We start from the raw sequence: 23,711 nt of genomic DNA, 5'->3' as shown, positions 1-23,711 counted from the left end.
CCCGTGGCCAGGATCAGATGCTCCGCGCGCACGGCGCCCGCCGTCGTCTCGACCCGCCAGCCGAGCGCGTCCGGGGCCATGCGCAGCGCCCGCGCCTCGATCACGGTCAGTCCCTGCGCCAGCGCCTTCAGCGCCTGAGGCGGATCAACCTTGGCGTCCTCATGCGTCGTCAGGCGGGCCGAAGCGGCGTCATACTCAGGCTGGAAGCTCAACGTCTTCATCCGCGCCGCCAGTTCGGCGACGTCGCCGCCGCGCCATTCCGCCAGATCGCCATACAGCCGCACGCCCGTCGCCTCTGCGAAGGCGGGCCACAGGTCGCGCGCCCTGCGCAGCACTTGCGCCGCCTCGGGCGACAGATCGTCTATGGCGCATTCCATGGCCGGCGCGATCATGCCTGCCGCTACCGCCGAAGCGTTGACGCCGCCGGGGTCTACCACCGCTACGCGACGTCCGCGTCGTCTCAGCTCCGCCGCCGCGCACAGGCCCAGCGCGCCCGCGCCGATGACCACGGCGTCGAAGGAGGGTTCAGGAGAATTAAAAAGGGGCACGGGATGTCCTTCGACCTCCCGCGCCCCGATTTCAACCGTTGAGGACGGTCTTTTATTCAGCCGCCAGCTTGGCCGCGCGCGCCTCTTCCAGACGCTTGGTCAGGGCGGCGTGCTGGCCCCACAGGGCCTTGGGCAGGCGATCGCCGAATTTCTCGTAGAAGGCGGGGATCAGGGCGGCTTCCTCGGTCCAGACGTCGGCGTCGACGTCCAGCAGGATCTGCAAGTCGGCGTCGGTCAGCGTCAGACCCGACAGGTCCAGCGCGGCCTTGGACGGCACGCGGCCGACCGGAGTGTCCACGGCTTCGGCCTGGCCTTCCAGACGCTCGACGATCCACTTCAGCACGCGGGCGTTGTCGCCGAAGCCCGGCCAGACGAACTGGCCGTCCTCGTTCTTGCGGAACCAGTTGACGAAGAACAGGCGCGGCAGCTTCGACGCATCGGCCTTTTCGCCCATCTTCAGCCAGTGGCCGAAGTAGTCGCCCATGTTGTAGCCGCAGAAGGGCAGCATGGCGAAGGGGTCGCGGCGCAGCTCGCCGACCTTGTTCTCGGCGGCGGCGGTGCCTTCGGAGGCCACGGTCGAGCCCATGAAGACGCCGTGCTCCCAATCATAGGCTTCCGTCACCAGCGGCACGGCCGAGGCGCGGCGGCCGCCGAACAGGATAGCGTCGATCGGCACGCCCGCGGGGTCTTCCCACTCCGGCGCGATGGACGGGCATTGACCAGCCCAGACGGCGAAGCGCGAGTTCGGGTGCGCCGCAGGCTCGCCCGAAGCCGGATCGTGCGGCTGGCCCTTCCAGTTGGTCAGGCCTTCCGGCGCTTCCTTCGACAGGCCTTCCCACCAGACGTCGCCGTCGGCGGTCAGGGCGACGTTGGTGAAGATGGTGTCCCGCGTCAGGGTCTCGAGCGCGTTCTTGTTGGTGTTGCGGCTGGTGCCGGGCGCCACGCCGAAGAAGCCCGCTTCCGGGTTCACGGCGTACAGACGGCCGTCGTCGCCGAAGCGCATCCAGGCGATGTCGTCGCCGACCGTCTCGGCCTTCCAGCCGTCCAGCGCCGGTTGCAGCATGGCCAGGTTGGTCTTGCCGCAGGCCGACGGGAAGGCGGCGGCCACATATTTGGAAACGCCTTCGGGGCTGGTCAGCTTGAGGATCAGCATGTGCTCGGCCAGCCACCCCTCGTCGCGGGCCATGATCGAGGCGATGCGCAGAGCGTAGCACTTCTTGCCCAGCAGGGCGTTGCCGCCGTAGCCCGAGCCATAGGACCAGATTTCCCGCGTCTCGGGGAAGTGGACGATCCACTTGTCGTCGTTGCAGGGCCATGCCACGTCGGACTGACCTTCAGTCAGCGGCGCGCCCAGGGTGTGAACGGCCGGGACGAAGACGCCGTCGGCGCCCAGCATGTCCAGCGCGCCCTTGCCCATGCGGGTCATGACGCCCATCGACACGGCGACATAGCCGCTGTCGGTGATCTCAACGCCCAGGGCGGAGATCTTGGAGCCCAGCGGGCCCATGCAGAACGGCACCACATACATGGTGCGGCCCTTCATGCAGCCGTCGAACAGGCCGTCCAGACGGGCGCGCATTTCAACCGGGTCGGACCAGTTGTTGGTCGGACCGGCGTCGGCCTCGTCTTCCGAGCAGATGAAGGTACGGCTCTCGACGCGGGCCACGTCCTTGGGGTCCGAGGCGGCGTAGTAGCAGCCGGGGCGCTTGGCTTGATCCAGCTCCTTCAGCGTGCCCTTGCCGATCAGATCGGCGACGATGGCGGACTTCTCGGCGGCCGAGCCGTCGCACCAGTGAACACGGTCAGGCTTGGTCAGGGCGGCGATCTGCTCCACCCAGGCGACGAGGCCCTTGTGTTCAGTCGGCGCCGGATGGAGACCGGGAATCGATTGCGTCACGTCTTGCTCTCCTGAAGCTGCGCGCGGCGATCTGTCGTCGCCGTCACGCAATAAGCTGATCACGCTGTGTAACGGGGGCCAATGAACCCCAAGGGACGTAAGGTCAACCGCTGCACGTTTCATTCCCCCGTTATCCGGCTCGCCCCATCCACACGCACATTTAAATCGTCAGAGCGCGTCCCAAGGGGTATCTCCTTCGGCGTGAAGACGATGGATTCTGTAAAGTCGACGCCGGACGGCTTATCCAGCGCCCTGATCTCGCCCGCCGCCGAGCGCAACAGCGCGGCCATACTGGAGGTGCTGCGCGCCCATCTGCCCGTTCAGGGCCGGGTGCTGGAGATCGCCGCCGGATCGGGCCAGCACGCCGCGCTTTTCGCAACCGCCCTGCCCGGCCTGGACTGGACGCCCAGCGACCCCAGCGCCGAGGCGCGGGCCAGCATTGAGGCGTGGCGGATGAAGGCGGGCGCGGCGAACCTGCGGCCCGCACAGGCGGTCGACATGCTGGATGACGCCAGCTGGCCGTCGGAGCCGCTGGACGCCATCATCTGTATCAACATGATCCACATCAGCCCGTGGTCGGCGGCCGAGGGCCTGATGCGGCTGGCGGAACGGTCTCTGATCCGCCCCGGCGGTCTGCTGTACCTCTACGGCCCCTATCGCGAAGCCGAGGTTCCGCTGGCCCCGTCCAACGCCGCCTTCGACGACAGCCTGAAGGCGCGCGATCCCGCATGGGGCCTGCGCGACCGGGGCGAGGTCGAAACGCTCGCCCGGTCGCATGGCCTGGCCCTGACGCTGCGACGGGCCATGCCCGCCAACAACCTGAGCCTGATCTTCCGCCGAGTTTAGATGGCGGCGACCACAGCTGTCAGTTCGGCGCGGTCGTTCAGCAAAGCCACCTTGCCGTCGCGGAAAGCCGCGCCCGGCGCATCCGCCGCTTCGCCGAAGCTTTCAGCCGCCACGGCCACGCCGTCGGCGAAGGCCAAAACCGGCAGGCCCTGCGCCTTGGCCAGGTTCACCAGCGCCTTGACCTGAACCAGGCCGGCTTCATCCGCCATGCCGCCCGGAACCACCACGCCCTGAACACGGCCGCCGCTGATGTCGTCGGCCGTCGCCGTAGCCAGAACGGTCAGCCCGCCCGAAACCAGACTGCCCTCGCCGGTCGAGATCGGGGCCAGCGACACGCCCTCAAAGCGCAGGGCGGTCTCCATGTCGCCCAGTTCGCCGAAATCCATGCCTTTGCGCATGATCAGGCCGAAGCGCAGGCGGGTGGGCGCGGGGCGATTGCCGTATTGGCGGGAACGAGGGGCGGTCGTGGTCTTGCGTTGAGCGTACAAAACGTCTCCTTCGAAGGTTATCGATCAATATTCGTGGACGATTACAAGAAACCGTCCCGCCCTGTACGCCGCAACCGGATCAAACACGGCAAACGTCGCAATCCGAATCAATAGGAAGCGAATGCGGCAAAAACATCAGGGTGACTGCTGATATAGGCTTATGATGCTCAAGGTCAACTTGACGACGCAAAAGTGAACTCAACCGGACCTAAGAACACCTGAACCGCTCAGCCACAGCGACGCCCTTGCCTCCATGCGCGAGCGGGCCCTACACAGCCGGTCGCACCGCTGGAGATCTCAAGTCAGGCCATGGCCTTCACCCGCACCTATGACGGCCCAGAGCCCGTCCGCATCAACAAGTGGCTGGGTCAGAGCGGCGTCTGCTCGCGCCGCGAGGCCGAGGGCCTGATCGCCGACGGTCTGGTCAGCATCGACGGCGAGGTCGTGCGCGACGCGGGCCGCAAGATCGAGCCGGGCCAGACCCTGACGCTGAACGACACGGGCGAGGCGGCGCTGGCCGCGGGCGTCGCCATCCTGCTGCACAAGCCGGTCGGCTATGTCTCGGGCCAGCCTGAGCCGGGCAAGATTCCGGCCGTGCGCCTGCTGACCACGGCCAACCGGGTCGGCGACGGCGAGACGCCCGCGCGCGACGCCTCCCTGCCCCCAGTCGGGCGACTGGACGAGGATTCGCGCGGCCTGCTGATGCTGTCGTCAGACGGCGTGGTGGCCAAGGCGGTGATCGGGCCGCAGTCCGATCTAGACAAGGAATATCTGGTCCGCGTCGCCGGCACCGTGACCGAGGCCAAGCTGACCAAACTGCGCCACGGCCTGGAGCTGGACGGCCGCCAGTTGAAACCTGCTCGCGTCACCCAGATGGAGCCGCAGCGCCTGCGTTTCATCCTGCGCGAAGGCCGCAACCGCCAGATTCGCCGCATGTGCGAGTTGGTCGGACTGGAGGTCGTCGACCTCTATCGCATCCGCATCGGCCCGGTGAAATTGGGCGACCTGCCGGAAGGCCGTTGGCGGATGCTGACGGCGGACGAGCGCGCGGCGCTGATCAAGGGCTGAGCCGCCTCAGCGCAACGCCTCAAACCACCGTTGCAGCAGGAACGCTTCAGCGCGGTGGGCGGCCGTGCGGACAGCCGCCTCCTCGTCCACGCCCCACCGCTCTTCGGTGAAGGCCTCGTCCAGACGCGACAGGTCCAGCGCCGCCTCGCCGGCCAGCGCCCCGCGCTGCACCGCCAGCCCCAGCACCGCCGAGCCGAACAGCGGAACCGCCGTCGCCAACCCGGTCAGGGCGAAGTCGTCCATCTCCAGCGCCAGCACCTCGACCCGCGCCAGAGCTTCCGGCGCCTGCGGCCGATGGATGATCCCCTCGACCGTGTGCAGTTCGACGCCCAGTTCGCGCGCCGCCCAGTCGCGCCACGGCCCCCATTCCGCCTGCTGTCGTTCGATCAGGCCCGACGGCGTCTCCGCCAGATAACAGAGCACGTCCGACCCGGCATAGCGGGCGATCTCTTCGGCCACCGGGCCGCGCGTCTGGCTGACCCGATCGATGGCGGTCGAGGCCAGACGGGTGGCGGGCATGGTCGCGGGCGTCATATGCTCGCCCTGGGCGCTCCACTCGTCGGCCACGAGGCGAGCCGCCGCCTCGGTCGGCAGGACGATGGCGTTTCCGGCGGGCGTCTTGGGCGCGCGGCCGTCCAGCAGGACGATCCAGCCGCCGTCGCGGGCCTCGACCCCGGCGCTCTTCCAGAAGCGTTTGATGCGCTCCTCGGACTCGCGAAAGCCCTTCTGGGCGGCGACGTTGGGATCAAGTGACGGAATGTGAGACATGGCGGACTTCTAGGCGAAAAGCTTGGTCGAGGCGAAACGATCGAGCGCCGCCTCAAGGTCAGGAAAATCGTCGGCGATGTGCAGCGCGCCTGCGGCCGCCTGCTCCTCCACCGTATGGAAGCCCCAGCCGACGCCCAACGGATGCACCCCCGCCGCAACGGCCATGGCGATGTCGTGGCTGGTGTCGCCGATCATGACGGTCGAGGCGATGTCGGCCCCGCAGGCCGTCATGGCGGCGCGCAGCATGGCTGGGTCCGGCTTGCCCGGCCCGTCCTCGGCGCAGTGGCTGGACAGGAACAGATCGCTCCATTCGGGCCGCGCCAGATTGCGGGCCACGCCGCGCCGGTTCTGGCCGGTCGCCAGCGACAGCCGCCAGCCGTCGCGCTTCAGCCGCCGCAGGGTCTGCATCACGCCGGGATAGAGCGGCTCCTCATGGCCCGCCTCATACATGGCGCGGAAGCTGGCCTGAAAGGCCGCGACGAAGTCGGCCAGTTCGGCGTCGGTCAGCGACGGCTCCAGCACGTGCAGGGCGTGATGCAGGCTGAGGCCCACGATCTGACGCACCCGATCATATTCCGGCTCGGGCAGGCCCAGAGCCTGCGCCGCCTCGCAGGCCGCGCGATGGATGGAGACCCGGCTGTCGACCAGGGTGCCGTCGATGTCGAAGACGGCGAGCGGAGCATCGGAAGCGGGCATATCAGGCAGGCACGATGTCAAAAGCGACGGACAGGCGCGGCGGGTCGCCGCTGAAAGGCACGGTGCCGTGCCACAGGCAGGATGGGAACAGCACCAGCTTGCCCGGCTCCGGTTTCTCGTACCGCAGCGGCTCCAGCGACGGCGAGGTCGGGAACGGCGGCTGGGCCAGGGCCAGCCAGCCTTCGCGCCCGCCCGCCTCGACCACCGGCGGCACGTCGATGTAGCAGGCCGAGGAATACCAGCCCTTCGGGTGAATATGGTGCTCGTGGAAACCGCCCGGCGCCAGCCGCACCGACCAGCAGCCCTTCAGTCGATAGTTTCCAGAGTTTCGGGCGCGAACAGGATCCTCACCCTGCCCCAACCGCGCCAGATGACGGCGGATCGGCCCGTCGATGGCGGTGAAGAAGGCGCGAATGGCCGGATCATCGACCAGCGTCAGGTCCACCGGCGTCTGCGTTCCGTGCCGCAGGCTCTGGCCCAACGGGTGGTTCTGATAGGCGTGCTGCGCCAGCAGCGCCGCCTTGAGGTCGGCCAGATAGGCGGCGAGATCGCTCCAGCCGGGCGGCGTATCGATGGTCAGGGCGCCGACCAGACCCTCCAGGTCATCCAACCCCAGGGCGTCGGCCTGCCCCTTCAGGCGGCTGGCCGTGGCGTGCAGGGCCAGAACCTTCTGATCCGGGGTGGGCGCAGCCAATAATTGGCGCAGGATCTCCAGCGCTCCATCGGGGTCGCCAGAGGCGATCATGGCCTCGGCCAGACTGGTCCAAGGCTCGAGCGTGTTCGGCGCCGCCTGCGTCGCAGCGTGCGCATGACCCACAGCCAGCGCCGGATCGAACTTCAACGCCAACTGGCCCGCCGCCATCTCGACCATGGCGGCCCGTACGCCGCCGTCGCGCACGCGACGGGTCAACTCGCCCCAGGCCTCGCGCGGATCAGCGCCCCCATACATCAGGACCACCGCCAGACAGGTCAGCAGTTCGGCGTCGCCAGGCGCGGCCTTCAGCGCATCGAGCACCGGCGCCGCCGCAGCCTCACGACCTCCGCCGCACATCCAGATCAGTTGCGCCAGCTCCCGCACGGCGTCGCCATAAACGGGCCGACGCTTCAAGGCCTGGCGATAGGCGTCATCCGCCTCGTCATGACGGCCGCAACCAGACAGGGCGCGGGCCAACACCAACCAGGTCTCAGGCGCATCTCCGCCATTGGCGAAGGCCCGCCGCGCCGCCTCGACAGCCTCGAGGTTGCGGCCTGTGTCGCCCAGAGAACTGGCCAGATTATGCTGCGCGACGACGCTGCCGGGCGTGGCGGCCGCCTGGGCGCGGCGGATGACCAGGGCCTCCTCCTTGCGGTCCAACGCCTTCAGAAGATCGACCTGAAACGACTGAACCCCGGCCCGCTCGCCCGGCGTCGCCTGCTCCAGCACGGCCAGGGCGCCCGGCAGGTCGCCCTGCTGGGCCAGCGCCTGGGCGCGCTGAAGCCGCATCTGGACCGCCGCGCCTGTGTTCATCGCATCCGCCGCACGCCCTCAAAGGGATCTTCGTCGGCCTCGTCCTCGGAGAAGCCGAAATGGTTGAAACCGGCCTTCATCTCGGGGCTCAGCGGGGCCTCGACGATCAGCTTGCCGCCGCCAGGATGGTCCAGTTCGATGCGGCGGGCGTGAAGCTGCAGCTTCAGCGGGCCGGACAGTTCGCGCGATTTGTCGTCGCCGTATTTGGGATCGCCCAGGATCGGATGGCCGATGGCGGCCATGTGGGCGCGCAGCTGGTGCGTGCGGCCGGTGAAGGGGCGCAGCGCCATCCACGCCGCGCGGTGGGCGGCGCGGCTGATGGTGGCGAAGGCGGTCTCGGCCGGTTCGCCCTTGGGATCCTTGGGCTCGGCCGGGCGCATCATCTCGAAGTCGTTGATGCCGGTCTTCTTCAGCGCCATGTCGATTTGACCGGCCGAAGGCTTGGGATTGCCGATGACGATGGCCCAATAGGTCTTCTTGGCCTGACGCCGGGCGAAGGCGCCGGCCAGACGCTTGGCCGCCTCCGGCCCCTTGCCCAGCAGCAGCACGCCTGAGGTGTCGCGGTCCAGACGGTGAACCAGACGCGGCCGGTCCATCCCCTCGCCCCAGGCCGACAACAGGCGGTCGATGTGCTTGGTCGTCTTGGTCCCGCCCTGCACGGCCAGGCCGTGCGGCTTGTTCAGGGCGATGACCATGTGGTCTTCGTACAGCACCAGCGACTTGGCGTAGGCGATGTCGCGCTCGCTCAGTTCGTGCAGGTCGCCGGGCTTGCGCGGATTGGCGTCCGGCAGCGGCGGCACGCGCACGGCGGCGCCCGCAGTCAGGCGGTCCTGCGGCTTGACCCGCGAGCCGTCGACGCGGATCTGGCCGCTGCGGGCCATCTTCTCGACCTGGATGTGGGTCAGGTGCGGCCAACGGCGCTTGAACCAGCGATCCAGGCGGATGTCGTCTTCATCCTCGGCGACATAGAGGGTCTGGACTTCGCGGCTCATGCGCCCACTCCGGTAAACAGTTTGCGCGCGATCATCAGGCCGACGAACAGAGCGGCGATGGCGAGAACCACCGAACCCGCCGCATAAACGAAAGCCGAGACGATTTCACGGCGTTCGATCATCAGGGCCGCTTCCAGTGAAAAGGCCGAAAAGGTCGTGAAGCCGCCCAGGACGCCGACGGCGGCGAACAGGCGGATGCTCTCCTGCCCCGCGCCCGCCCTCAACGCCAGCCAGCCGACCAGCAGGCCCATCAAAAGGCCGCCCGCGACATTGGCGGTCAGGGTCGCCCACGGCCAGGCCGCGCCCGGCGCCAGGCGGCCCACGGCCAGCCCCAGCCCATAGCGCGCCATCGCCCCCAGGCCGCCGCCGATCGCAACCAGCAAGAAACGTGTCATGCTGGCGGCATATACTGTTCCGACCTCATTTGCGAAGGCCGCCATGCACGACCTTGTCCTCGCCATCCTACATCACCTGCTGTTCCTGGGCCTGATCGTCATGCTGGCGTCGGAGCTGGCGCTGCTGCGAACGCCGGAACCGCCGGTGAAGCGACTGGCCGGACTGGACGCGGGCTATGGCGTCACGGCCCTGCTGATCATTCTGGTCGGGGTCGGACGGGTGGTGGGCGGCAAGGGCTGGGCCTTCTATGAAGCCAACCCCTTCTTCTGGGCCAAGATCGCGACCTTCGCCCTGATCGGCCTGATTTCGATCCGGCCGACCCTGGCGATCCTGAAGTGGCGCAAGGCGGCGCGGGCCGCGCCCGGCTATGTTCCGCCGCAGGCCGAGCTGACCGCGGCGCGTCGCGCGGTCGGGCTTGAGATCCTGCTGCTGGTTCCGCTGCTGGCCTTCGCGGCGGCGATGGCGCGTTGGCCGTTCTAGGCCCTACAGACGCGGGCGGATGGCGTCCTGAACCCCGCGCGCGTCATAGGCCCCAGGGCGATCCGGGCGCTGGCCGCGCCCCATGACGATCTCCAGCGTGGTCGAGGTCGGCTGCGGCCCGCTGAGGTCGAAGCCCAGTCCGACGCCGACGCCCGACGTCGACCAGCCGCCGTAGCGGCCCGTGCCCGCGCCGATGGAGACGCTGGGCCGCACGCCGCCCGCGCTGTCGGGGCGGCCGTCGATCCAGCGCTGCGTCACCTCGAACCAGTCATAGCCCTGCTCGGTCGTCAACTGAGCCGCACGGAACAGGGCCATGTCCGCCACAGGACCGGGCGCGCCGACGCCGTTGTAGCTGACGCGGAAACGGTCACGCTCGATCTGCTGTTCGGAGTAGCCCTGCCCGTTCGGCCCCATCTGACGACCGTAGGGCGCCAGGCTGGCGCAGGCCGTGAGTGCAAGGGCCGAGGCGGCGATCGTGACGATGGCGAGGCGTTTCATGCGCGTATCTCCCACGCCCGAACAGCGCACGGGCGAGCCGGATTGTTCCGCGGTGAAGCTGAACAGGGGATGAAGCCCCTACAGCCCCGCCGCCGCGCGTAGGGCCGCGAAATCCTCCGGCTCCGGCGCCTCGACCGTCACGCGGCCGCCGTCGGGATGAGGAAAACTCAGCTTCGCCGCGTGCAGCATCAGTCGCGGCGCGGCGCGCCCGGCGAAGGTCAGGGCGCCGCCATAGCGGACATCGCCGACCAGCGGGCGACCGATGGAGGCCATATGGACCCGAAGCTGGTGCATCCGTCCCGTCTCCGGCGACAGCTCGACCACCGCCCCGTCTTCACTAGAAGCCAAGGTGCGATAGCCGCTGGCGGCGCCTTGCGCGCCCGGCGCATCGAAATCCACGACGCGCATATAGCTTTCGCGGCCGATCTCTTCTCGCCGTAGAGCTGAGGTGATCCGGCCGGACTTGGGCTCCGGCGCGGCCGCGACCAGCGCCAGATAGGTCTTCTGGAACTTGCGCATCTGCATCGCCTTGCCGAAGAAGCCGGCGGCGGGCTTGGTCTTGGCGGCCAGGATGACGCCCGAGGTGTCGCGGTCGAGCCGGTGCACCAGTTCCGGGCGCTTGCCGTTCGACCGGGCGAAGGCCCACAGCAGGTCGTCCAGGGTGTTGGCCTGGATGCGGCCGCCCTGGCTGGACAGGCCCGACGGCTTGTTGAAGGCGATCAGATGCGCGTCTTCATGCACCACCCACGAACGGACGGCGGCGATTTCATCTTCGGTCAGGGATACGGGCTGGCGGGTTTTCACCCGTCGAGCCTTTAGCCGAGCGCGCCCCGCTTCGCCATGCCCATCAGGCTCGCGGTTAGCGGATCAGGCCCTTGCGGCGCGCCCAGTGGGCATAGGCGATCTGGATGACGAAGATCAGGGTGACGACCAGGGTGAACGCCACGCCGCCCGCGCCGATGACTTCACGCCCGTTGCTGAGCCCCAGCACGTAGACGGCGTGCGCCAGCAAGGCGATCAGCCCCGCGACGAAGGCGTTGAACGCCAGCTTCCGCCGAAGCAGAAGCATCAGCGCGCCCAGCAGGCCGCACCATACCGCCACGCCGAAGGCCACATCGGTCCACATCGGCGCGCCGCGCAAATAGGCCACCTGCTCCATCGTCAGCGCGCTCCAGTAGGCGGCGGCTCCCGTCACCTTCTGGTACCACTGCCAGACGCCGACGCCGTTCCAGACCACCGAGGCTGCGGCGATGGCCCACAGGTGCCACGGCGCCGCCGGACGCTTCGAAATATCGACCATCATTCTTTCCCCAGGGCCTTGAGCGTCGAAAACTACGCCGAAATAGACCGATGCAACAAGGGCTTCCGCCTGCCCCTCAGACGATCACGCCGCGTCGGCTCATCCAAGCGCAATAGGCAGTCTGAACGACCAGGACGGCGATGATGACAAGGCCGAACGCCACGCCGACCGGCCCCATGATCTCGCGCCCATTGCTCATGAAATGGATGTAGGCCGTGTCCGCCAGCATGGCGATCAGGGCGACGGCGAACGCCATCGTCGCCTGGCGCCGCCGAAACAGCAGCAGCACCGCCGCCAGCAGCCCGCCCCAGAAGGCGACGCCGACCGCGACATCGGTCCATAAGGGCACGGCGCGCAGATAGGCCGCCTCGGCGGGGCTCAGACTGCTCCAATAGGCCGGATCGCCCGTCACCTGCAGCGTCCACTGCCAGACGAAAAGGGCGTTCCACAGAAAGGACAACACGCCGACCAGCCACAGGTGCCAGGGCGTCGGCATACGCCGCAGAACATCGACCATCGCCGCCTCCGCAGTTTGCAGGCTCAGCCTACGCCCTACGGGCCGCTACAACAATGAACGCCGTTCACCGATCTTCCACTCTCTCCGTCATCCTCGGGTCAAGCCTGAGGATGACGGCGGTAAGCGCCTTATTCCTTGCTCACCCGCGCCCGCATCGCCGCCCAGCGCTCCAGGCGCGCCTTGACCTTCTCTTCATGCCCCTCGCCCTTGGGCTTGTAGAAGGTGCGGCGCTCCATCTCGTCGGGGAAGAAGTTCGCGCCGGAGAAACCCTCGGGCGTGTCGGGGTCGTATTGATAGCCCTTGCCGTAGCCGAGCTGCTTCATGAGCTTGGTCGGGGCGTTGCGAATATGGGCGGGCGGCATCAGGGAGCCGGTCTCATGCGCCGCGCGCTTGGCCGCCTTGAAGGCTTCATAGACGCCGACCGACTTGGGCGCGGTGGCCAGATGGACCACGGCCTGAGCCAGCGCCAACTCTCCCTCCGGCGAGCCGAGGAAGTCGTAGGTGTCCTTGGCCGCGTTGGCGACCAGAATGGACAGAGGGTCGGCCTGACCGATGTCCTCGACCGCCATGCGCACGATGCGGCGCGCCAGATAGAGCGGGTCTTCGCCCCCGTTCAGCATCCGCGCCAGCCAGTAGAGCGCCGCATCCGGGTCAGATCCGCGCACCGACTTATGCAGGGCCGAGATGAGGTTGTAGTGCTCTTCCCGCGACTTGTCGTAGGCGGGGGCGCGCTTCTGAAGCACGCCCGCCAGCGCCTGCACATCCAGCGGCTCCACGTCCGTCAGGTCGAACAATACTTCGGACATGGTCAGCAGATAGCGGCCGTCGCCGTCCGCCAGCGCCAGCATGGCCTGACGCGCCTCGGGCGTCAGCGGCAGGAGCTTGCCCATCAGCGCTTCGGCCCGATCGAGCAACAGGTCCAGCGAGGCGTCGTCCAGCCGCTTCAGCACATAGACCTGCGATCGCGACAGCAGGGCGCCGTTCAGCTCGAAGCTGGGGTTTTCGGTCGTGGCGCCGACCAGGGTGACGATCCCCTCCTCCACGAAGGGCAGGAAGCCGTCCTGCTGGGCGCGGTTGAAGCGGTGGATCTCGTCGACGAACAGCAGGGTCTGCTGGCCCGCGGCCCGGCGCATCCGCGCGGCCTCGAACGCCTTTTTCAGGTCCGCAACGCCCGAGAAGACAGCGCTGATCGACTGGTATTCATAGCCCGCCGCCTTGGCCAGCAGGCGGGCGATCGTCGTCTTGCCCGTGCCCGGCGGCCCCCACAGGATCATGGAGCCCAGACGTCCGGCCTCGATCATCCGGCGGATCGGCCCGCCCTCGCCCAACAGATGATCCTGGCCCACCACCTGATCCAGCGCCTGCGGGCGCAGACGGTCGGCCAGGGGCGCGTCGGGAGGATGGATGCCGGAGGCTTCGAACAAATCAGTCATGGAACGCTCTAGATAGGCGTTCGTTCGGGCGACTGCACCCGCTACAACGCCTCGTTGAGGAGGAATCGCATGACTGAAGCCAAGCCTGACCAGGGACCGCGCGGCGGGGTGACGCCCCACCTGACCATTCCCTCGCGCGGGGCCGCCGCGGCGATCGAATTCTACGCCCGCGCCTTCGGGGCCGAGGAAGTCATGCGGATGCCGGCCGAGGACGGCGAGCGCCTGTTGCACGCCCATCTGCGCATCAACGGCGGCAGCGTCATGCTGGCCGACGAATTCCCCGAATGGACCGGCGAGGCCGACATCAAGCCCGTGGGCGTCAGCCTGCATCTTCAGGTCGACGACGCCGATGAATGGTGGGGCCGCGCCCTGGTCAACGGCGCCATTCCGGTCATGCCGCTGGAGAACCAGTTCTGGGGCGACCGCTACGGCCAGCTCCGCGACCCGTTCGGCCACCTGTGGAGCATCGGCGGACCGCAGAAGGGCTAATCGCCCCTCTGCGGCGAGCGCCGCGCCTTAGGGCAGGCGTCCCGTCAGGCGGCGGCCGTTGCGGACGATGGTCAGCTCCGAGCCGCGTTGCGCCCGGCCCAGGGCGGCGACCGTGGTGACGGCGCGGCCGTCGATCTGCACCACCAGATCGTTGGGACGCAGGCCGATACGGGCCGGGATGCTGTTGCGTTGCAGGCCTGTGACCACCACGCCGCTGGTGAAGGGATCTCCGCCCAGGCGATCGGCCAGCGCCGGGTTCAGCGCCACGCCCTGAAGCCCGGCCAGAGCGCCCTGCCCCACGACCGAGCCCTGCCCCGGATCGGCGTCGCCCGGCAGGGTCGAAACGCGCGCGTTCAGCGTCCGCGTCCGTCCGTCGCGCAGGACAGTCACGGCCACGGTGTCATTCGGCGAGCGCGTGCCGACGCGGAAGTTCAGGCCGCCCTGGTCGTTGACCTCGGCGCCGTCGATGGCCGTAATGACGTCGCCCTGTTCGATGCCTGCGCGGGCGGCGGGGCCCCCGGCGTAGACGTCCGTGACCATCAGGCCCTGCGGTCGATCCAGCCCCAGGCTGCGGGCCATGTCGGAGCTGACCGTGTCGCCCTTGACGCCCAGCCAGGCGCGCTCGACCGACTTGGCGCCGCCGACGGCGGAATCCACCACCCGCTTGACCATGGTGGCCGGCACGGCGAAGCCCACGCCCGTCGAAGAGCCGGTGCGCGAGAAGATGGCCGTATTGATGCCGATGAGGTCGCCGTCCATGTCGACCAGGGCGCCGCCCGAGTTGCCGGGATTGATCGGCGCGTCGGTCTGGATGAAGGAGCCGGAATCGCTGATGCCCGTCTCGGTGCGGTTCAGGGCCGAGATGATGCCGTTGGTGACGGTCTGGCCGACGCCGAACGGATTGCCGATGGCCAGGACCAGGTCGCCGACCTGCTGCTGCTCCTGATCGTCGATACGCAGAACCGGCAGGTCGCCGTCCAGGTTCTCCAGCTGCAGCACGGCGATGTCGGACCGCTCATCGGCCAGAAGCACCTTGGCCGGGTATTCACGCCGGTCGTTCAGGGTGACGCGGATTTCCTGCATGTTCTGGATGACGTGGTTGTTCGTCACCACGATGCCGTCCGGGCGCACGATGACGCCCGAACCGATGGAGCCGGTCACGCGCGACTGCGGCCCGCCGCCGAACAGCTCGAAAAAGGGATCGCGCACGCGCTGAACGCCCCGCGCGGAGATGTTCACCACGGCGGGCGCGGCCTCGCGCACCACGGGGGCGAAGCTGGTCTTCAGCGAACCGGCGTCGCGCGGGGCGACGCGGGGCTGTTCGGCGAAGACGCCTTCCTGCGCCTTGGAGGGCTGCGGCTGGCCGCAGGCGGATAGGATCAGGGCGGCGGCGATGGCCAGTCTGGAAGTCTTCATCTCGTCCCGGTTCTACAAGCTTGGGCGTTGCATCCATTCCGCCTCGGCTTTTCGACAGGATCAAGGCCGTCTTTCAGTCCGGGGCGCGGCGGCGATCAAACGGACGTGACCTCGTCCCGTTCCGCCCGACGCGCGGTCAAGAAGCCGATCAGGGCGCCCAGCGCCAGCACGGCGGAGGCCAGGTAGAAGGCCAGCCCCGGCTCCGACAGGAGGGCGTCCGCCGCAGCGGACACCGCGGGCAGCCCCCGCTCGGACAGCCAGGCGGCGGCCTGAGCCCCGCCCTCGCCCACCGAAACCGAATAGATCCAGCCGAAGAACAGGGGCGAGGCCACGCCGGCGATGGAGGCGACGCTCATGTTCGCGCCCTGCAGTTGGCCCTGCTCGCTCTCGCCCACCCGGCGGGTCATCAGGGACTGAAGCGTCGGCATGGCCAGGCCCCACAGGGCGTTGGGGAACATGGCGACGATAAAGGCGACGCCCGTCGGCGCCCAGCCCATCAGGGCGATGCCGACCGCCCCGCCGCACAGGCCGAAGATCATGGTCGCCCGGTCGCCGAACCGCTTGGACGCCGGTCCGACCAGCACGCCCTGAACGATCATGTCCAGCACCCCGACCATGGCCAGCAAGGCCCCGACCTGCCACGGCCCCCAGCCGTAACGCAGCCCGGCGTAGAGAACGAAGACCGCCGAAAACACGTGGTGGGCGAAGTAGAGCAGGAAGTTCACGACCGCGAGGCCCGCCAGCTCGGCGTGACGCTTCAGCAGGATCATGGCCCCGACCGGGTTGGCGCGGCGCCAGCTGAAGGGCATCCGCTTCTCCAGCGGCAGGCTCTCCGGCAGAATGAACAGACCGTACAAGAAGGCCACGCCCGACAGGGCGCCCGCCACCCAGAAGGGCACGCGCGGTCCGAACTCGCCCAGGAAACCGCCCAGAACCGGCCCCAGCACGAATCCTCCCGAGAAGGCTGCGCCGATCAGGCCATAGGCGCGAGCGCGTTTCTCAGGCTCGGTGATGTCGGCCATATAGGCGTAGATGGTGGTGAAGCTGGACGAGGTGACGCCCGCCACCAACCGCCCGACCGCCAGCCACCACAGGTTCGGCGCCAGCGCCATCAGCACATAGTCCGCCGCCAGTCCGGCGCAGCTGATCAGAATGACCGGACGACGCCCATACTGGTCCGACAGCGAGCCGATCACCGGCGAAGCCAGGAACTGCATCCCCGCCCACAGGGCCACGAACACCCCGTTCAGCAGGCCCGCGCGCGCGTTCGACCCGACGAACTCCTCGATCAGATGCGGCAGGACCGGAATGACGATCCCCATGGCCACGATGTCCAGCACCGCGGTCACGAGAATGAAGGCGATCGCCGCGCGGCGGACCTTGGGCTGATGCAGGGACATGAGGGCTCGCGGAGGTGGAGCGTCGTTTTAGAGGGCGGCCTACTATTCGTCACCCTCGGGCTTGTCCCGAGGGCCCATGCCGCAGCAAGCTCGACCTCAATGTCGAACGAACGCCCTTTCATCGCCGCCTACATGATGGCCAACCGGCCTCAAGGGACACTGTATGTCGGCGTGACCAGCAATCTCGTTCAGCGCGTTCAGCAGCACAAGGACGGGACATTTCCCGGCTTCACCAGAAAGCACGGGCTGAAGCGGCTGGTCTGGTATGAGGCCTTTGAGGCAATCACGGTCGCGATCCGCCGTGAGAAGGCGCTGAAGCGCTATCTTCGCGACTGGAAGCTCAATCTGATCGAGCGGGAGAACCCGCACTGGGAAGACCTAGCGAAAGCGTGGTTCGCGCCGTCAACCTGGCGGCATGACCCTTAAGCGGCGCTTATGAAGCCCCGATGGGCCCTCGGGACAAGCCCGAGGGTGACGAAATTAGGGTTGCTCAGCGCTGCGTCACCGCCAGCGTGTCCTCCGGCCGGCCATCCCCGCGCGGCGCCGTCACGCCCAGCAGGCGGGCCAGGAAGGGCTGGACGTCGACGCTGTCCAGGTTCTGCAGCCGCCGTCCGGCGATGACGCCGGGGCCGTGGGCGATGAAGATCGCCTGCATCTCGGGCGCGGCGTTGTCGTAGCCGTGGGCGCCCCCGGGCTTGGTCACCGGACGCGCACGGGTCGCCAGCAGCCAGCCGGGCTCGGAGGCGCAGACGATGGCCGAGACGCGCGGGTTGGAGCCCAGGACAAGGCGCGCCGGGATCTCGCTCTTGCGCCAGCAGTCCAGATGCGGGCGCGAGCCCAGCAGGGCCTGCTCCACCTCGGCCTCGCGGCCGGCGACAGGGTTCAGGAAGGTGACGGCGCCCGAATAGATGATCTGCACCGCCTCCGGATCGACGATGTCGTCTAGCACCGTCACGCGGTCGGGCGAGGTCGCCGCCATGCCGTGATCCGACACCACGACCAGCACGGTGTTCTCATACAGCCCCCGCGCCTTCAGCGCATCGACCAGGCGGCCGATGGAGGCGTCGACAGAGCGCATGGCCTCCAGCGTCTCGGCGCCGTCCGGGCCGTGGTGGTGGCCCATGGTGTCCACAATGTCGAAATAGAGGGTGGTCAACGCCGGGCGCTGGGCGGCGGGCAGGTCCAGCCACGTCAGCACCTGATCCACGCGCGCGTCGCCGGGCATCGACTGGTCGAAAGGCGTCCAGTAGCTGGGCCGCACGCCGCGAATGTCGGCTTCCGACCCCGGCCAGAACATGGTGGCGGTCTTCACGCCCTGTCGCTCGGCCGAGACCCAGATCGGCTCGCCCTGGTCCCACCAGCGGCGATCGGCGACGGCCTGCTTGTTGCCCAGGGAGAAGCGGCCCAGTTCGGCGTCGACCATGTTGTTGCCGACGATGCCGTGGTGATCGGGATGCAGGCCCGTGACCAGGGTGTAGTGATTGGGGAAGGTCACGCTGGGGAAGGACGGCTTCATCGGCCCCGACGCGCCCTCGGCCGCCAGTTGCGCCAGCACCGGCGTCGCCCCGCGCTCCAGATAGTCGGCGCGGAAACCGTCAATGGAGATCAGGATGACGTTCGGCGCCTGGACCGTTTCGACCGGCGGCGCGGGCGGCGTGGTGGCGCAGGCGGCGACGGCCAGCGTCAGGACGGCGACGCGCGCCAGCCCGAACAGACGATTAAACATGAGAGGCTCCCGAAATCGACTTTCGGGAATGTTGCCTAAGCTTAATCCGCGACAGACAGAAGACGGCTTGCCGGTTTTCCACTGTCGGGCCACGCTGCGATTCATGACCAGCGTTATCGAAACGAACGGCCTGACCAAGACCTATGGCGCGGTGCGCGCCCTGGACGGCCTCAGTCTCAGCATACCGCGCGGCGGGGTCTATGGCGTGCTGGGGCCGAACGGCGCGGGCAAGTCGACCCTGTTCCGCATCCTGCTGGGCCTGATCCGGCCCACGGCGGGCGAGGTGCGGGTCATGGGCCAGCACACCGGCGATCCAGCCGTCACCCGACGCATGGGCTCGATGATCGAGACGCCGCGCTATCCGCCCTATCTGACCGCGCGTCAGGCGTTGCGCTGGCTGGCGCTGGCGCATGGGATGGGGGCAGAGGCTGAAACTGACCGATGGCTGGCGCGCGTCGGCCTGACCGAGGCGGCGGACCGCAAGGTGCGCGGCTTCTCGGTCGGCATGATGCAAAGGCTGGGCGTCGCCGCCGCCCTGATGACCCGGCCCGATCTGGTCATCCTGGATGAACCGACCAGCGGCATGGACCCGCCCGGCATCCAGGAGATGCGCGCCCTGATCCGCAGCCTGGCCGACGACGACGGCGTGACCATCATCCTGGCCAGCCACCAGTTGCTTGAGGTCCAGCGCGTCTGCGATCGCGTCGCCATCCTCAATCGGGGCAAGCTGGCGGCCGAGGGCAAGGTCAGCGACCTGACCGCCTCGGGCGAGCGCCTGCGCCTGTCGGCCACGCCCCTGGCCAAGGTCATGGCCGTGCTGGGCGAACGCGGCAGCGTTCAAGACGACGCCGTCATGGCCGCCGTGCCGCGCGCCGAGGCCCCTGCCCTGCTGCGCGCCCTGATCGAACAGGGCGTCGACATCGACGAGGCCCGCTGGGTCGGCGCCGATCTGGAAAGCGTCTTCATGACCGAAACCTCTTCGTCCGCAGGAGGCCGCGCATGATGCTGGCCGACGCCATCCGCTCCGAAACCTGGCGCCTGTTGCAGAACCGCACGGCCATGTTCTGGAGCATCGTCTTCGTGCCCGTGATCTCGCTCGTGCTGGCGATCGGGGGCTTTCTGTTCCTCCAGTCCAAGATGGACGGAGCGATTCAAACCCTACCGCCCGAGCTGAAGCTGAACGCCCGCGCCGTCGACCTGGGTCAGTCGCTGGTCGATGCGGCTGGAGCCTTGGCCCATCCAGCCGTGCTGGCCTTCCTGCTGATCGGCGCCGCCACCGTTTTCGCCGGCGACTATCGCTGGGAGACCTGGCGCCTGATCACGGCGCGCAACAGCCGCCCCAACCTGATCATGGGCAAGGCGGGCGCCGTCAAACTGCTGACCCTCGCCGGGCTGGCGCTTCTGCTGGTCGCCAGCATGGGCGCCGATGTCGCCAAGGGGCTGATCTTCGGGCGCAGCTTCGCCTTCGGTTTCGGCGGAGACGAGGCGCAGAGCTTCGGCCTGCTGGCCCTGCTGTCCTATGTGCGGGCGGTGCAGTTCCTGCTGCTCAGCCTGCTGGCGGCCACGGTGACGCGCTCCCTGCTGGCGGCGCTGTTCGTCCCCCTGGTCATCGGCGTCGGTCAGTTCTTCCTGGCCAAGATGAGCCCTCTGTTCGGCTGGCAGATGGGCGACTGGGCGACCATGCTGCTGTTTCCCGGCGAGGGCTATGAGCTGCTGAAGGTTCTAGTCCAGGGCGGGATGGAGGCCGCGCTGGTCCCGGCAGGCGCCGCCTGGCGCGCCCTCACAGGACTGGCGCTGTGGAGCTTCGCGCCCTTCTTCCTGGCCCTGTGGTGGTTCCAGCGGCAGGATCTGTCGAAGGAATAGGGTCAGATCAGCTCAGCGTCTTCTCCATGAAGACATCGGCGCGGACATAGGGCGTCTCGCGCGGCGGCAGGCGCACAAAGCCGAAGCTGTCATAGAGGGCCAGCGCCGGACCCAGCGTCGAGCTGGTCTCCAGATAAAGGCGCGGCGCGTTCACCTCACGCGCCGCCGCCTCGCACGCTTCCAGCAGGCGCCGCGACAGACCCTGCCCGCGCGCGACAGGCGCAATCGTCATTTTGGCGACCTCGAAGCCGCCGTCGTCCATGGCCATCAGGGCGCAGCAACCTACGACATCGTCGCCGCGCTGAATGAAGTAGATGCGGCCGCCGGACGCGAGGATCTGCCCCTGCGGATCGTCCAGCACCTTGCGGTCCTTGGCCTCCACGGCGAAGCCGCCCTCGGCCAGCCAGGCCTCGTTCAGGGTGCGCCAGGCCTCGGCATAGGCGGGCGAAAACTCAACGATACGGAACGCTAGCTCACTCATGCGCCGTTGTATGGCGCCGCTGCCGAACGTCGCGCAAGACAAAGGGCGGCTGGATCGCTCCAGCCGCCCTTCAATCTTGGTCAGACCGAAAGGTCCGATCAGGCCTCGTCGTCGCCCTCGATGGCGAAGACCGGACCGGAGTCCTGGCCCTTGGCGGCCACGTCGCGATCGACGAACTCGATCACGGCCATCGCGGCGTTGTCGCCGTGACGGAAGCCCGCCTTCATGATGCGGATGTAGCCGCCGTTACGCTCGGCGTAACGCGGAGCCAGCGTGTCGAACAGCTTGCCGACTTGCGGCACGTCGCGAACGGCGCTGATGGCCTGACGACGAGCGTGCAGGTCGCCCTTCTTGGCGAGGGTGACCAGCTTCTCGACGAAGGGACGCAGTTCCTTCGCCTTCGGCAGGGTGGTCGTGATCTGCTCGTGCTTGATCAGCGAGGCGGCCATGTTGGCGAACATGGCCTGGCGGTGGCTGACCGTGCGGCCGAGCTTACGATAGGCGGCGCCGTGGCGCATCGGGGTCTCTCCTACTCAACCCTGGTTTCCCGTCCCTACTTGCCGGACGAGACCTGGGGCCTCTCATTCTAACCGCCCCAACCGATCCAACGGACCTGGGCGGAGGGTTGATGATCAGATCTGGTCGTCGAACTTCTTGGCCAGATCTTCGATGTTTTCCGGCGGCCAGTTCGGCACGTCCATGCCGAGGCTCAGGCCCATGGACGCCAGAACTTCCTTGATTTCGTTCAGCGACTTGCGGCCGAAGTTCGGGGTGCGAAGCATTTCGCCCTCGGTCTTCTGGATCAGGTCGCCGATGTAGACGATGTTGTCGTTCTTCAGGCAGTTGGCCGAACGGACCGACAGCTCCAGCTCGTCCACCTTCTTCAGCAGCGACGGGTTGAAGGGCAGTTCGGGCTTGCCGTCCGACTGCTCGACAGCCTTGGTCGGCTCATCGAAGGTGATGAAGATTTGCAGCTGGTCTTGCAGGATGCGCGCAGCGTAAGCCACAGCGTCAACCGGCGAGACGGCGCCGTTGGTTTCGACTTCCAGGATCAGCTTGTCGTAGTCCAGCGACTGGCCCTGACGGGTCGGCTCGACGCGATAGGCGACGCGCTTCACCGGCGAATACAGGGCGTCGACGGCGATCAGGCCGATCGGGGCGTCTTCCGGGCGGTTCAGTTCGGCGGCGACGTAGCCCTTGCCGTTCTGCACCGTCAGTTCCATGCGGACCGAAGCGCCGTCGTCCAGGGTGCAGATCACGTGATCCGGGTTCAGCACCTCGATGTCGGCCGGCAGGTCGATCTGAGCCGCGGTCACCGGGCCGGGACCCGTGGCGCGCAGCGTCATCCGCTTCGGGCCTTCCGCGTGCATGCGCAGGGCCAGTTGCTTGATGTTCAGAACGATGTCGACCACGTCCTCGCGAACGCCTTCCAGCGACGAGAACTCGTGAACAACGCCGTCGATCTGAATGGCCGTGACCGCCGCGCCTTGAAGCGAAGACAGCAGAACGCGACGAAGCGCGTTGCCGAGCGTCACACCGAAACCGCGCTCGAGAGGCTCGGCGATCAGACGCGCCTTGTGCTGCGGGTCAGACCCGCCCTCGACTTGCGGTTTCTCGGGACGGATCAGCTCTTGCCAGTTTCTTTCGATCATAAAGTCCCTCGAACGGGTTTCGACGGCTCCGTGTTCTCACGTTCAGAACAACAGGAGCCGCCGGGAGAAGGGGTAGGCGGCGTGAACCTTAGACGCGACGGCGCTTCGGCGGACGGCAGCCGTTGTGCGGCATCGGCGTCACGTCGCGGATGGTCGTGATCGTCATGCCGACGGCCTGCAGGGCGCGCAGGGCCGACTCACGGCCCGAACCCGGACCCGAGACGTTCACTTCCAGCGTCTTGACGCCGTGCTCAGCGGCCTTCTTGCCGGCGTCTTCCGCAGCCATCTGAGCGGCGTACGGCGTCGACTTGCGCGAGCCCTTGAAGCCCATGTGGCCGGCCGACGACCAGGAAATCGCGTTCCCTTGAGCGTCGGTGATGGTCACCATGGTGTTGTTGAACGAAGCGTTCACGTGGGCCACGCCCGAGGTGATGTTCTTACGTTCGCGGCGCTTAACGCGACCCGGTTCCTTAGCCATCGGTCAGGCCTCTCTCTTACTTCTTCTTGCCGGCGATCGGCTTGGCCGGACCCTTGCGGGTGCGAGCGTTGGTGTGGGTGCGCTGGCCGCGGACCGGTAGGCCCTTACGGTGACGCAGGCCGCGGTAGCAGGCCAGGTCCATCAGACGCTTGATGTTCATCGACGTCTCGCGGCGCAGGTCGCCTTCGACGGTGTAGTCGCGGTCGATGGTTTCGCGGATCTGCAGGATCTCCGCGTCGGTCAGCTGGTTCACGCGGCGAGCCGGCTCAATGCCGATCTTGGCCGTGATTTCCTTGGCGTTGTGCGCGCCAATGCCGTGGATGTACTGAAGCGCGATTTCAACGCGCTTGTTGGTCGGAATGTTGACGCCTGCGATACGGGCCACGAAATTCTCCAAGTACGCGTTAATCAGACGCAGAAACCGCTCCGGTCAACAGACCAGGAGCGTGTACGCCCTTCGCGGAAGGCCGCCCTTATACAGGGGATTCCCGATGCGTCAACGGGCAAGCGGCGTGAGCAGGCTGGCTCAGGGCCATTCGACCCCCACCCGGACCTCTCGACCATCAATCGGCGCTCCGTTCTGCGTCGGAGGACGAAAGCGGAAATAACGCGAGGCCGCAAGGGCCGCCTGACCGAATCCCATCCCCGGCGGCGATTCGTCGACCAGGCGGCAATCACTGAGCGTGGTGTCGAGGCGAACCCGGCAGGCCAGCGTCGCCTGACCGCCGCGCCGCTGACGGAAGGCCTCGCGCGGATGCAGCGTCCGCAGCTC

29 protein-coding genes are annotated in these 23,711 nt (G+C 67.8%); 7 read left to right on the top strand and 22 right to left on the bottom strand.

Annotated elements, in window-relative coordinates; all coding sequences use genetic code 11:
- Positions 1-548 (bottom strand): FAD-dependent oxidoreductase (locus BDIM_RS18380; protein ID WP_248601203.1); only part of this gene is annotated, 548 nt, incomplete at its 3' end.
- A 52-nt stretch (positions 549-600) separates the two neighbouring features.
- Positions 601-2,445, bottom strand: a complete 1,845-nt coding sequence (locus BDIM_RS04685; protein ID WP_003164416.1) for a phosphoenolpyruvate carboxykinase (GTP) — start codon at positions 2,443-2,445, stop codon at positions 601-603.
- A gap of 210 nt (positions 2,446-2,655) precedes the next feature.
- Between BDIM_RS04685 and BDIM_RS04680 the strand changes: the two genes are divergently transcribed.
- Positions 2,656-3,291 (top strand): DUF938 domain-containing protein, encoded by a 636-nt coding sequence (locus BDIM_RS04680; RefSeq protein WP_040345028.1) that lies wholly within the window; start codon positions 2,656-2,658, stop codon positions 3,289-3,291.
- On the opposite strand, the gene BDIM_RS04675 is transcribed toward BDIM_RS04680, so the two are convergent.
- Positions 3,288-3,779, bottom strand: a complete 492-nt coding sequence (locus tag BDIM_RS04675; protein WP_003164414.1) for a hypothetical protein — start codon at positions 3,777-3,779, stop codon at positions 3,288-3,290. The genes BDIM_RS04680 and BDIM_RS04675 overlap by 4 nt on opposite strands.
- 309 nt (positions 3,780-4,088) lie before the next feature.
- Between BDIM_RS04675 and BDIM_RS04670 the strand changes: the two genes are divergently transcribed.
- Positions 4,089-4,847 (top strand): pseudouridine synthase, encoded by a 759-nt coding sequence (locus BDIM_RS04670; protein WP_003164413.1) that lies wholly within the window; start codon positions 4,089-4,091, stop codon positions 4,845-4,847.
- 6 nt (positions 4,848-4,853) lie between these two features.
- On the opposite strand, the gene BDIM_RS04665 is transcribed toward BDIM_RS04670, so the two are convergent.
- Genes BDIM_RS04665 through crcB form a run of 5 tightly spaced genes read right to left on the bottom strand, consistent with a single transcriptional unit; the run spans position 4,854 to position 9,205 of the window.
- Entirely contained in the window at positions 4,854-5,615 is a 762-nt protein-coding gene (locus BDIM_RS04665) for an ATP12 family chaperone protein (protein ID WP_003164412.1), read from the bottom strand.
- A 9-nt stretch (positions 5,616-5,624) separates the two neighbouring features.
- Positions 5,625-6,311, bottom strand: a complete 687-nt coding sequence (locus BDIM_RS04660) for an HAD-IA family hydrolase (RefSeq protein ID WP_003164410.1) — start codon at positions 6,309-6,311, stop codon at positions 5,625-5,627.
- A 1-nt stretch (position 6,312) separates the two neighbouring features.
- Positions 6,313-7,818: a putative 2OG-Fe(II) oxygenase gene (locus BDIM_RS16795; protein WP_003164409.1), complete on the bottom strand. Its 1,506-nt coding sequence runs from the start codon at positions 7,816-7,818 to the stop codon at positions 6,313-6,315.
- On the bottom strand, positions 7,815-8,810 hold the full coding sequence (locus tag BDIM_RS04650) for an RluA family pseudouridine synthase (RefSeq protein ID WP_003164408.1): 996 nt from the start codon (positions 8,808-8,810) through the stop codon (positions 7,815-7,817). The genes BDIM_RS16795 and BDIM_RS04650 overlap by 4 nt, the downstream gene beginning before the upstream one ends.
- Positions 8,807-9,205: a fluoride efflux transporter CrcB gene (gene crcB / locus BDIM_RS04645; RefSeq protein ID WP_003164407.1), complete on the bottom strand. Its 399-nt coding sequence runs from the start codon at positions 9,203-9,205 to the stop codon at positions 8,807-8,809. The genes BDIM_RS04650 and crcB overlap by 4 nt, the downstream gene beginning before the upstream one ends.
- A gap of 43 nt (positions 9,206-9,248) precedes the next feature.
- Here crcB and BDIM_RS04640 point away from each other — a divergent pair, with 43 nt between their 5' ends.
- Positions 9,249-9,686, top strand: a complete 438-nt coding sequence (locus BDIM_RS04640) for a DUF2214 family protein (protein ID WP_244911866.1) — start codon at positions 9,249-9,251, stop codon at positions 9,684-9,686.
- A 3-nt stretch (positions 9,687-9,689) separates the two neighbouring features.
- Here BDIM_RS04640 and BDIM_RS04635 read toward each other — a convergent pair whose 3' ends face one another.
- From BDIM_RS04635 to BDIM_RS04615, 5 genes are all read right to left on the bottom strand, one after another.
- On the bottom strand, positions 9,690-10,184 hold the full coding sequence (locus tag BDIM_RS04635) for a CC0125/CC1285 family lipoprotein (protein ID WP_040345024.1): 495 nt from the start codon (positions 10,182-10,184) through the stop codon (positions 9,690-9,692).
- A gap of 78 nt (positions 10,185-10,262) precedes the next feature.
- Positions 10,263-10,988 (bottom strand): RluA family pseudouridine synthase, encoded by a 726-nt coding sequence (locus tag BDIM_RS04630; RefSeq protein WP_003164404.1) that lies wholly within the window; start codon positions 10,986-10,988, stop codon positions 10,263-10,265.
- 55 nt (positions 10,989-11,043) lie between these two features.
- Positions 11,044-11,484, bottom strand: coding sequence for a hypothetical protein (locus BDIM_RS04625; RefSeq protein ID WP_244911867.1), 441 nt, complete (start codon positions 11,482-11,484; stop codon positions 11,044-11,046).
- A gap of 76 nt (positions 11,485-11,560) precedes the next feature.
- A complete protein-coding gene (locus BDIM_RS04620) occupies positions 11,561-12,001 on the bottom strand; it encodes a hypothetical protein (RefSeq protein WP_003164402.1) in 441 nt (146 codons plus the stop codon).
- 128 nt (positions 12,002-12,129) lie between these two features.
- A complete protein-coding gene (locus BDIM_RS04615; protein ID WP_003164401.1) occupies positions 12,130-13,434 on the bottom strand; it encodes a replication-associated recombination protein A in 1,305 nt (434 codons plus the stop codon).
- 69 nt (positions 13,435-13,503) lie between these two features.
- Between BDIM_RS04615 and BDIM_RS04610 the strand changes: the two genes are divergently transcribed.
- Positions 13,504-13,923, top strand: a complete 420-nt coding sequence (locus BDIM_RS04610) for a VOC family protein (protein WP_003164400.1) — start codon at positions 13,504-13,506, stop codon at positions 13,921-13,923.
- Positions 13,924-13,950: 27 nt separating this feature from the next.
- On the opposite strand, the gene BDIM_RS04605 is transcribed toward BDIM_RS04610, so the two are convergent.
- A complete protein-coding gene (locus BDIM_RS04605; protein WP_003164399.1) occupies positions 13,951-15,339 on the bottom strand; it encodes a Do family serine endopeptidase in 1,389 nt (462 codons plus the stop codon).
- A gap of 95 nt (positions 15,340-15,434) precedes the next feature.
- On the bottom strand, positions 15,435-16,739 hold the full coding sequence (locus tag BDIM_RS04600) for a TCR/Tet family MFS transporter (protein WP_003164398.1): 1,305 nt from the start codon (positions 16,737-16,739) through the stop codon (positions 15,435-15,437).
- Positions 16,740-16,838: 99 nt separating this feature from the next.
- Here BDIM_RS04600 and BDIM_RS04595 point away from each other — a divergent pair, with 99 nt between their 5' ends.
- The gene (locus BDIM_RS04595; RefSeq protein WP_003164397.1) at positions 16,839-17,165 is read left to right on the top strand and encodes a GIY-YIG nuclease family protein; all 327 of its coding nucleotides are present in this window, start codon (positions 16,839-16,841) and stop codon (positions 17,163-17,165) included.
- Between the two features lie 64 nt (positions 17,166-17,229).
- Here the strand turns inward: BDIM_RS04595 and BDIM_RS04590 are convergent, their stop codons facing one another.
- Positions 17,230-18,465 (bottom strand): alkaline phosphatase family protein, encoded by a 1,236-nt coding sequence (locus BDIM_RS04590; protein ID WP_003164396.1) that lies wholly within the window; start codon positions 18,463-18,465, stop codon positions 17,230-17,232.
- Between the two features lie 103 nt (positions 18,466-18,568).
- Here BDIM_RS04590 and BDIM_RS04585 point away from each other — a divergent pair, with 103 nt between their 5' ends.
- Both BDIM_RS04585 and BDIM_RS04580 read left to right on the top strand, forming a co-directional pair.
- Positions 18,569-19,468 (top strand): ABC transporter ATP-binding protein, encoded by a 900-nt coding sequence (locus BDIM_RS04585; protein WP_003164395.1) that lies wholly within the window; start codon positions 18,569-18,571, stop codon positions 19,466-19,468.
- A complete protein-coding gene (locus tag BDIM_RS04580) occupies positions 19,465-20,328 on the top strand; it encodes a hypothetical protein (RefSeq protein WP_003164394.1) in 864 nt (287 codons plus the stop codon). The genes BDIM_RS04585 and BDIM_RS04580 overlap by 4 nt, the downstream gene beginning before the upstream one ends.
- A 7-nt stretch (positions 20,329-20,335) precedes the next feature.
- Here BDIM_RS04580 and BDIM_RS04575 read toward each other — a convergent pair whose 3' ends face one another.
- The 6 genes from BDIM_RS04575 to BDIM_RS04550 all read right to left on the bottom strand — a co-directional run.
- Entirely contained in the window at positions 20,336-20,809 is a 474-nt protein-coding gene (locus BDIM_RS04575) for a GNAT family N-acetyltransferase (RefSeq protein ID WP_003164393.1), read from the bottom strand.
- A gap of 98 nt (positions 20,810-20,907) precedes the next feature.
- Positions 20,908-21,327 carry a 50S ribosomal protein L17 gene (gene rplQ, locus BDIM_RS04570; RefSeq protein WP_003164392.1) on the bottom strand — a complete coding sequence of 140 codons (420 nt, stop codon included), beginning with the start codon at positions 21,325-21,327 and terminating at the stop codon, positions 20,908-20,910.
- Between the two features lie 114 nt (positions 21,328-21,441).
- A complete protein-coding gene (locus BDIM_RS04565; protein WP_003164391.1) occupies positions 21,442-22,461 on the bottom strand; it encodes a DNA-directed RNA polymerase subunit alpha in 1,020 nt (339 codons plus the stop codon).
- 88 nt (positions 22,462-22,549) lie between these two features.
- Entirely contained in the window at positions 22,550-22,939 is a 390-nt protein-coding gene (gene rpsK, locus BDIM_RS04560) for a 30S ribosomal protein S11 (protein WP_003164390.1), read from the bottom strand.
- 16 nt (positions 22,940-22,955) lie between these two features.
- Complete coding sequence (rpsM, locus tag BDIM_RS04555; RefSeq protein WP_003164389.1) at positions 22,956-23,324, bottom strand: 30S ribosomal protein S13; 369 nt, start codon at positions 23,322-23,324, stop codon at positions 22,956-22,958.
- Between the two features lie 141 nt (positions 23,325-23,465).
- Positions 23,466-23,711, bottom strand: a 246-nt coding sequence (locus tag BDIM_RS04550; RefSeq protein WP_040345020.1) for a TonB family protein, incomplete at its 5' end; no start/stop codon positions are given.

This window comes from Brevundimonas diminuta ATCC 11568, assembly GCF_000204035.1.
GTDB classification, from domain to species: Bacteria; Pseudomonadota; Alphaproteobacteria; order Caulobacterales; family Caulobacteraceae; genus Brevundimonas; species Brevundimonas diminuta.
Note: the sequence above shows the minus strand (reverse complement) of the source record. Positions and strands in the feature narration are given on the sequence as shown.

Excerpts from the sequence above, each read along its gene's own strand:
- BDIM_RS04600 (WP_003164398.1), bottom strand. The coding sequence starts at position 16,739 with ATGTCCCTGCATCAGCCCAAGGTCCGCCGCGCGGCGATCGCCTTCATT.
- BDIM_RS04605 (WP_003164399.1), bottom strand. The coding sequence starts at position 15,339 with ATGAAGACTTCCAGACTGGCCATCGCCGCCGCCCTGATCCTATCCGCC.
- BDIM_RS04670 (WP_003164413.1), top strand. The coding sequence starts at position 4,089 with ATGGCCTTCACCCGCACCTATGACGGCCCAGAGCCCGTCCGCATCAAC.
- BDIM_RS04625 (WP_244911867.1), bottom strand. The coding sequence starts at position 11,484 with ATGGTCGATATTTCGAAGCGTCCGGCGGCGCCGTGGCACCTGTGGGCC.
- BDIM_RS04615 (WP_003164401.1), bottom strand. The coding sequence starts at position 13,434 with ATGACTGATTTGTTCGAAGCCTCCGGCATCCATCCTCCCGACGCGCCC.
- crcB (WP_003164407.1), bottom strand. The coding sequence starts at position 9,205 with ATGACACGTTTCTTGCTGGTTGCGATCGGCGGCGGCCTGGGGGCGATG.
- BDIM_RS04640 (WP_244911866.1), top strand. The coding sequence starts at position 9,249 with ATGCACGACCTTGTCCTCGCCATCCTACATCACCTGCTGTTCCTGGGC.
- BDIM_RS04665 (WP_003164412.1), bottom strand. The coding sequence starts at position 5,615 with ATGTCTCACATTCCGTCACTTGATCCCAACGTCGCCGCCCAGAAGGGC.
- BDIM_RS16795 (WP_003164409.1), bottom strand. The coding sequence starts at position 7,818 with ATGAACACAGGCGCGGCGGTCCAGATGCGGCTTCAGCGCGCCCAGGCG.
- BDIM_RS04620 (WP_003164402.1), bottom strand. The coding sequence starts at position 12,001 with ATGGTCGATGTTCTGCGGCGTATGCCGACGCCCTGGCACCTGTGGCTG.
- BDIM_RS04610 (WP_003164400.1), top strand. The coding sequence starts at position 13,504 with ATGACTGAAGCCAAGCCTGACCAGGGACCGCGCGGCGGGGTGACGCCC.
- BDIM_RS04565 (WP_003164391.1), bottom strand. The coding sequence starts at position 22,461 with ATGATCGAAAGAAACTGGCAAGAGCTGATCCGTCCCGAGAAACCGCAA.
- rpsK (WP_003164390.1), bottom strand. The coding sequence starts at position 22,939 with ATGGCTAAGGAACCGGGTCGCGTTAAGCGCCGCGAACGTAAGAACATC.
- BDIM_RS04650 (WP_003164408.1), bottom strand. The coding sequence starts at position 8,810 with ATGAGCCGCGAAGTCCAGACCCTCTATGTCGCCGAGGATGAAGACGAC.
- BDIM_RS04580 (WP_003164394.1), top strand. The coding sequence starts at position 19,465 with ATGATGCTGGCCGACGCCATCCGCTCCGAAACCTGGCGCCTGTTGCAG.
- BDIM_RS04680 (WP_040345028.1), top strand. The coding sequence starts at position 2,656 with ATGGATTCTGTAAAGTCGACGCCGGACGGCTTATCCAGCGCCCTGATC.
- rplQ (WP_003164392.1), bottom strand. The coding sequence starts at position 21,327 with ATGCGCCACGGCGCCGCCTATCGTAAGCTCGGCCGCACGGTCAGCCAC.
- BDIM_RS04585 (WP_003164395.1), top strand. The coding sequence starts at position 18,569 with ATGACCAGCGTTATCGAAACGAACGGCCTGACCAAGACCTATGGCGCG.
- BDIM_RS04575 (WP_003164393.1), bottom strand. The coding sequence starts at position 20,809 with ATGAGTGAGCTAGCGTTCCGTATCGTTGAGTTTTCGCCCGCCTATGCC.
- BDIM_RS04590 (WP_003164396.1), bottom strand. The coding sequence starts at position 18,465 with ATGTTTAATCGTCTGTTCGGGCTGGCGCGCGTCGCCGTCCTGACGCTG.
- BDIM_RS04660 (WP_003164410.1), bottom strand. The coding sequence starts at position 6,311 with ATGCCCGCTTCCGATGCTCCGCTCGCCGTCTTCGACATCGACGGCACC.
- BDIM_RS04635 (WP_040345024.1), bottom strand. The coding sequence starts at position 10,184 with ATGAAACGCCTCGCCATCGTCACGATCGCCGCCTCGGCCCTTGCACTC.
- BDIM_RS04595 (WP_003164397.1), top strand. The coding sequence starts at position 16,839 with ATGTCGAACGAACGCCCTTTCATCGCCGCCTACATGATGGCCAACCGG.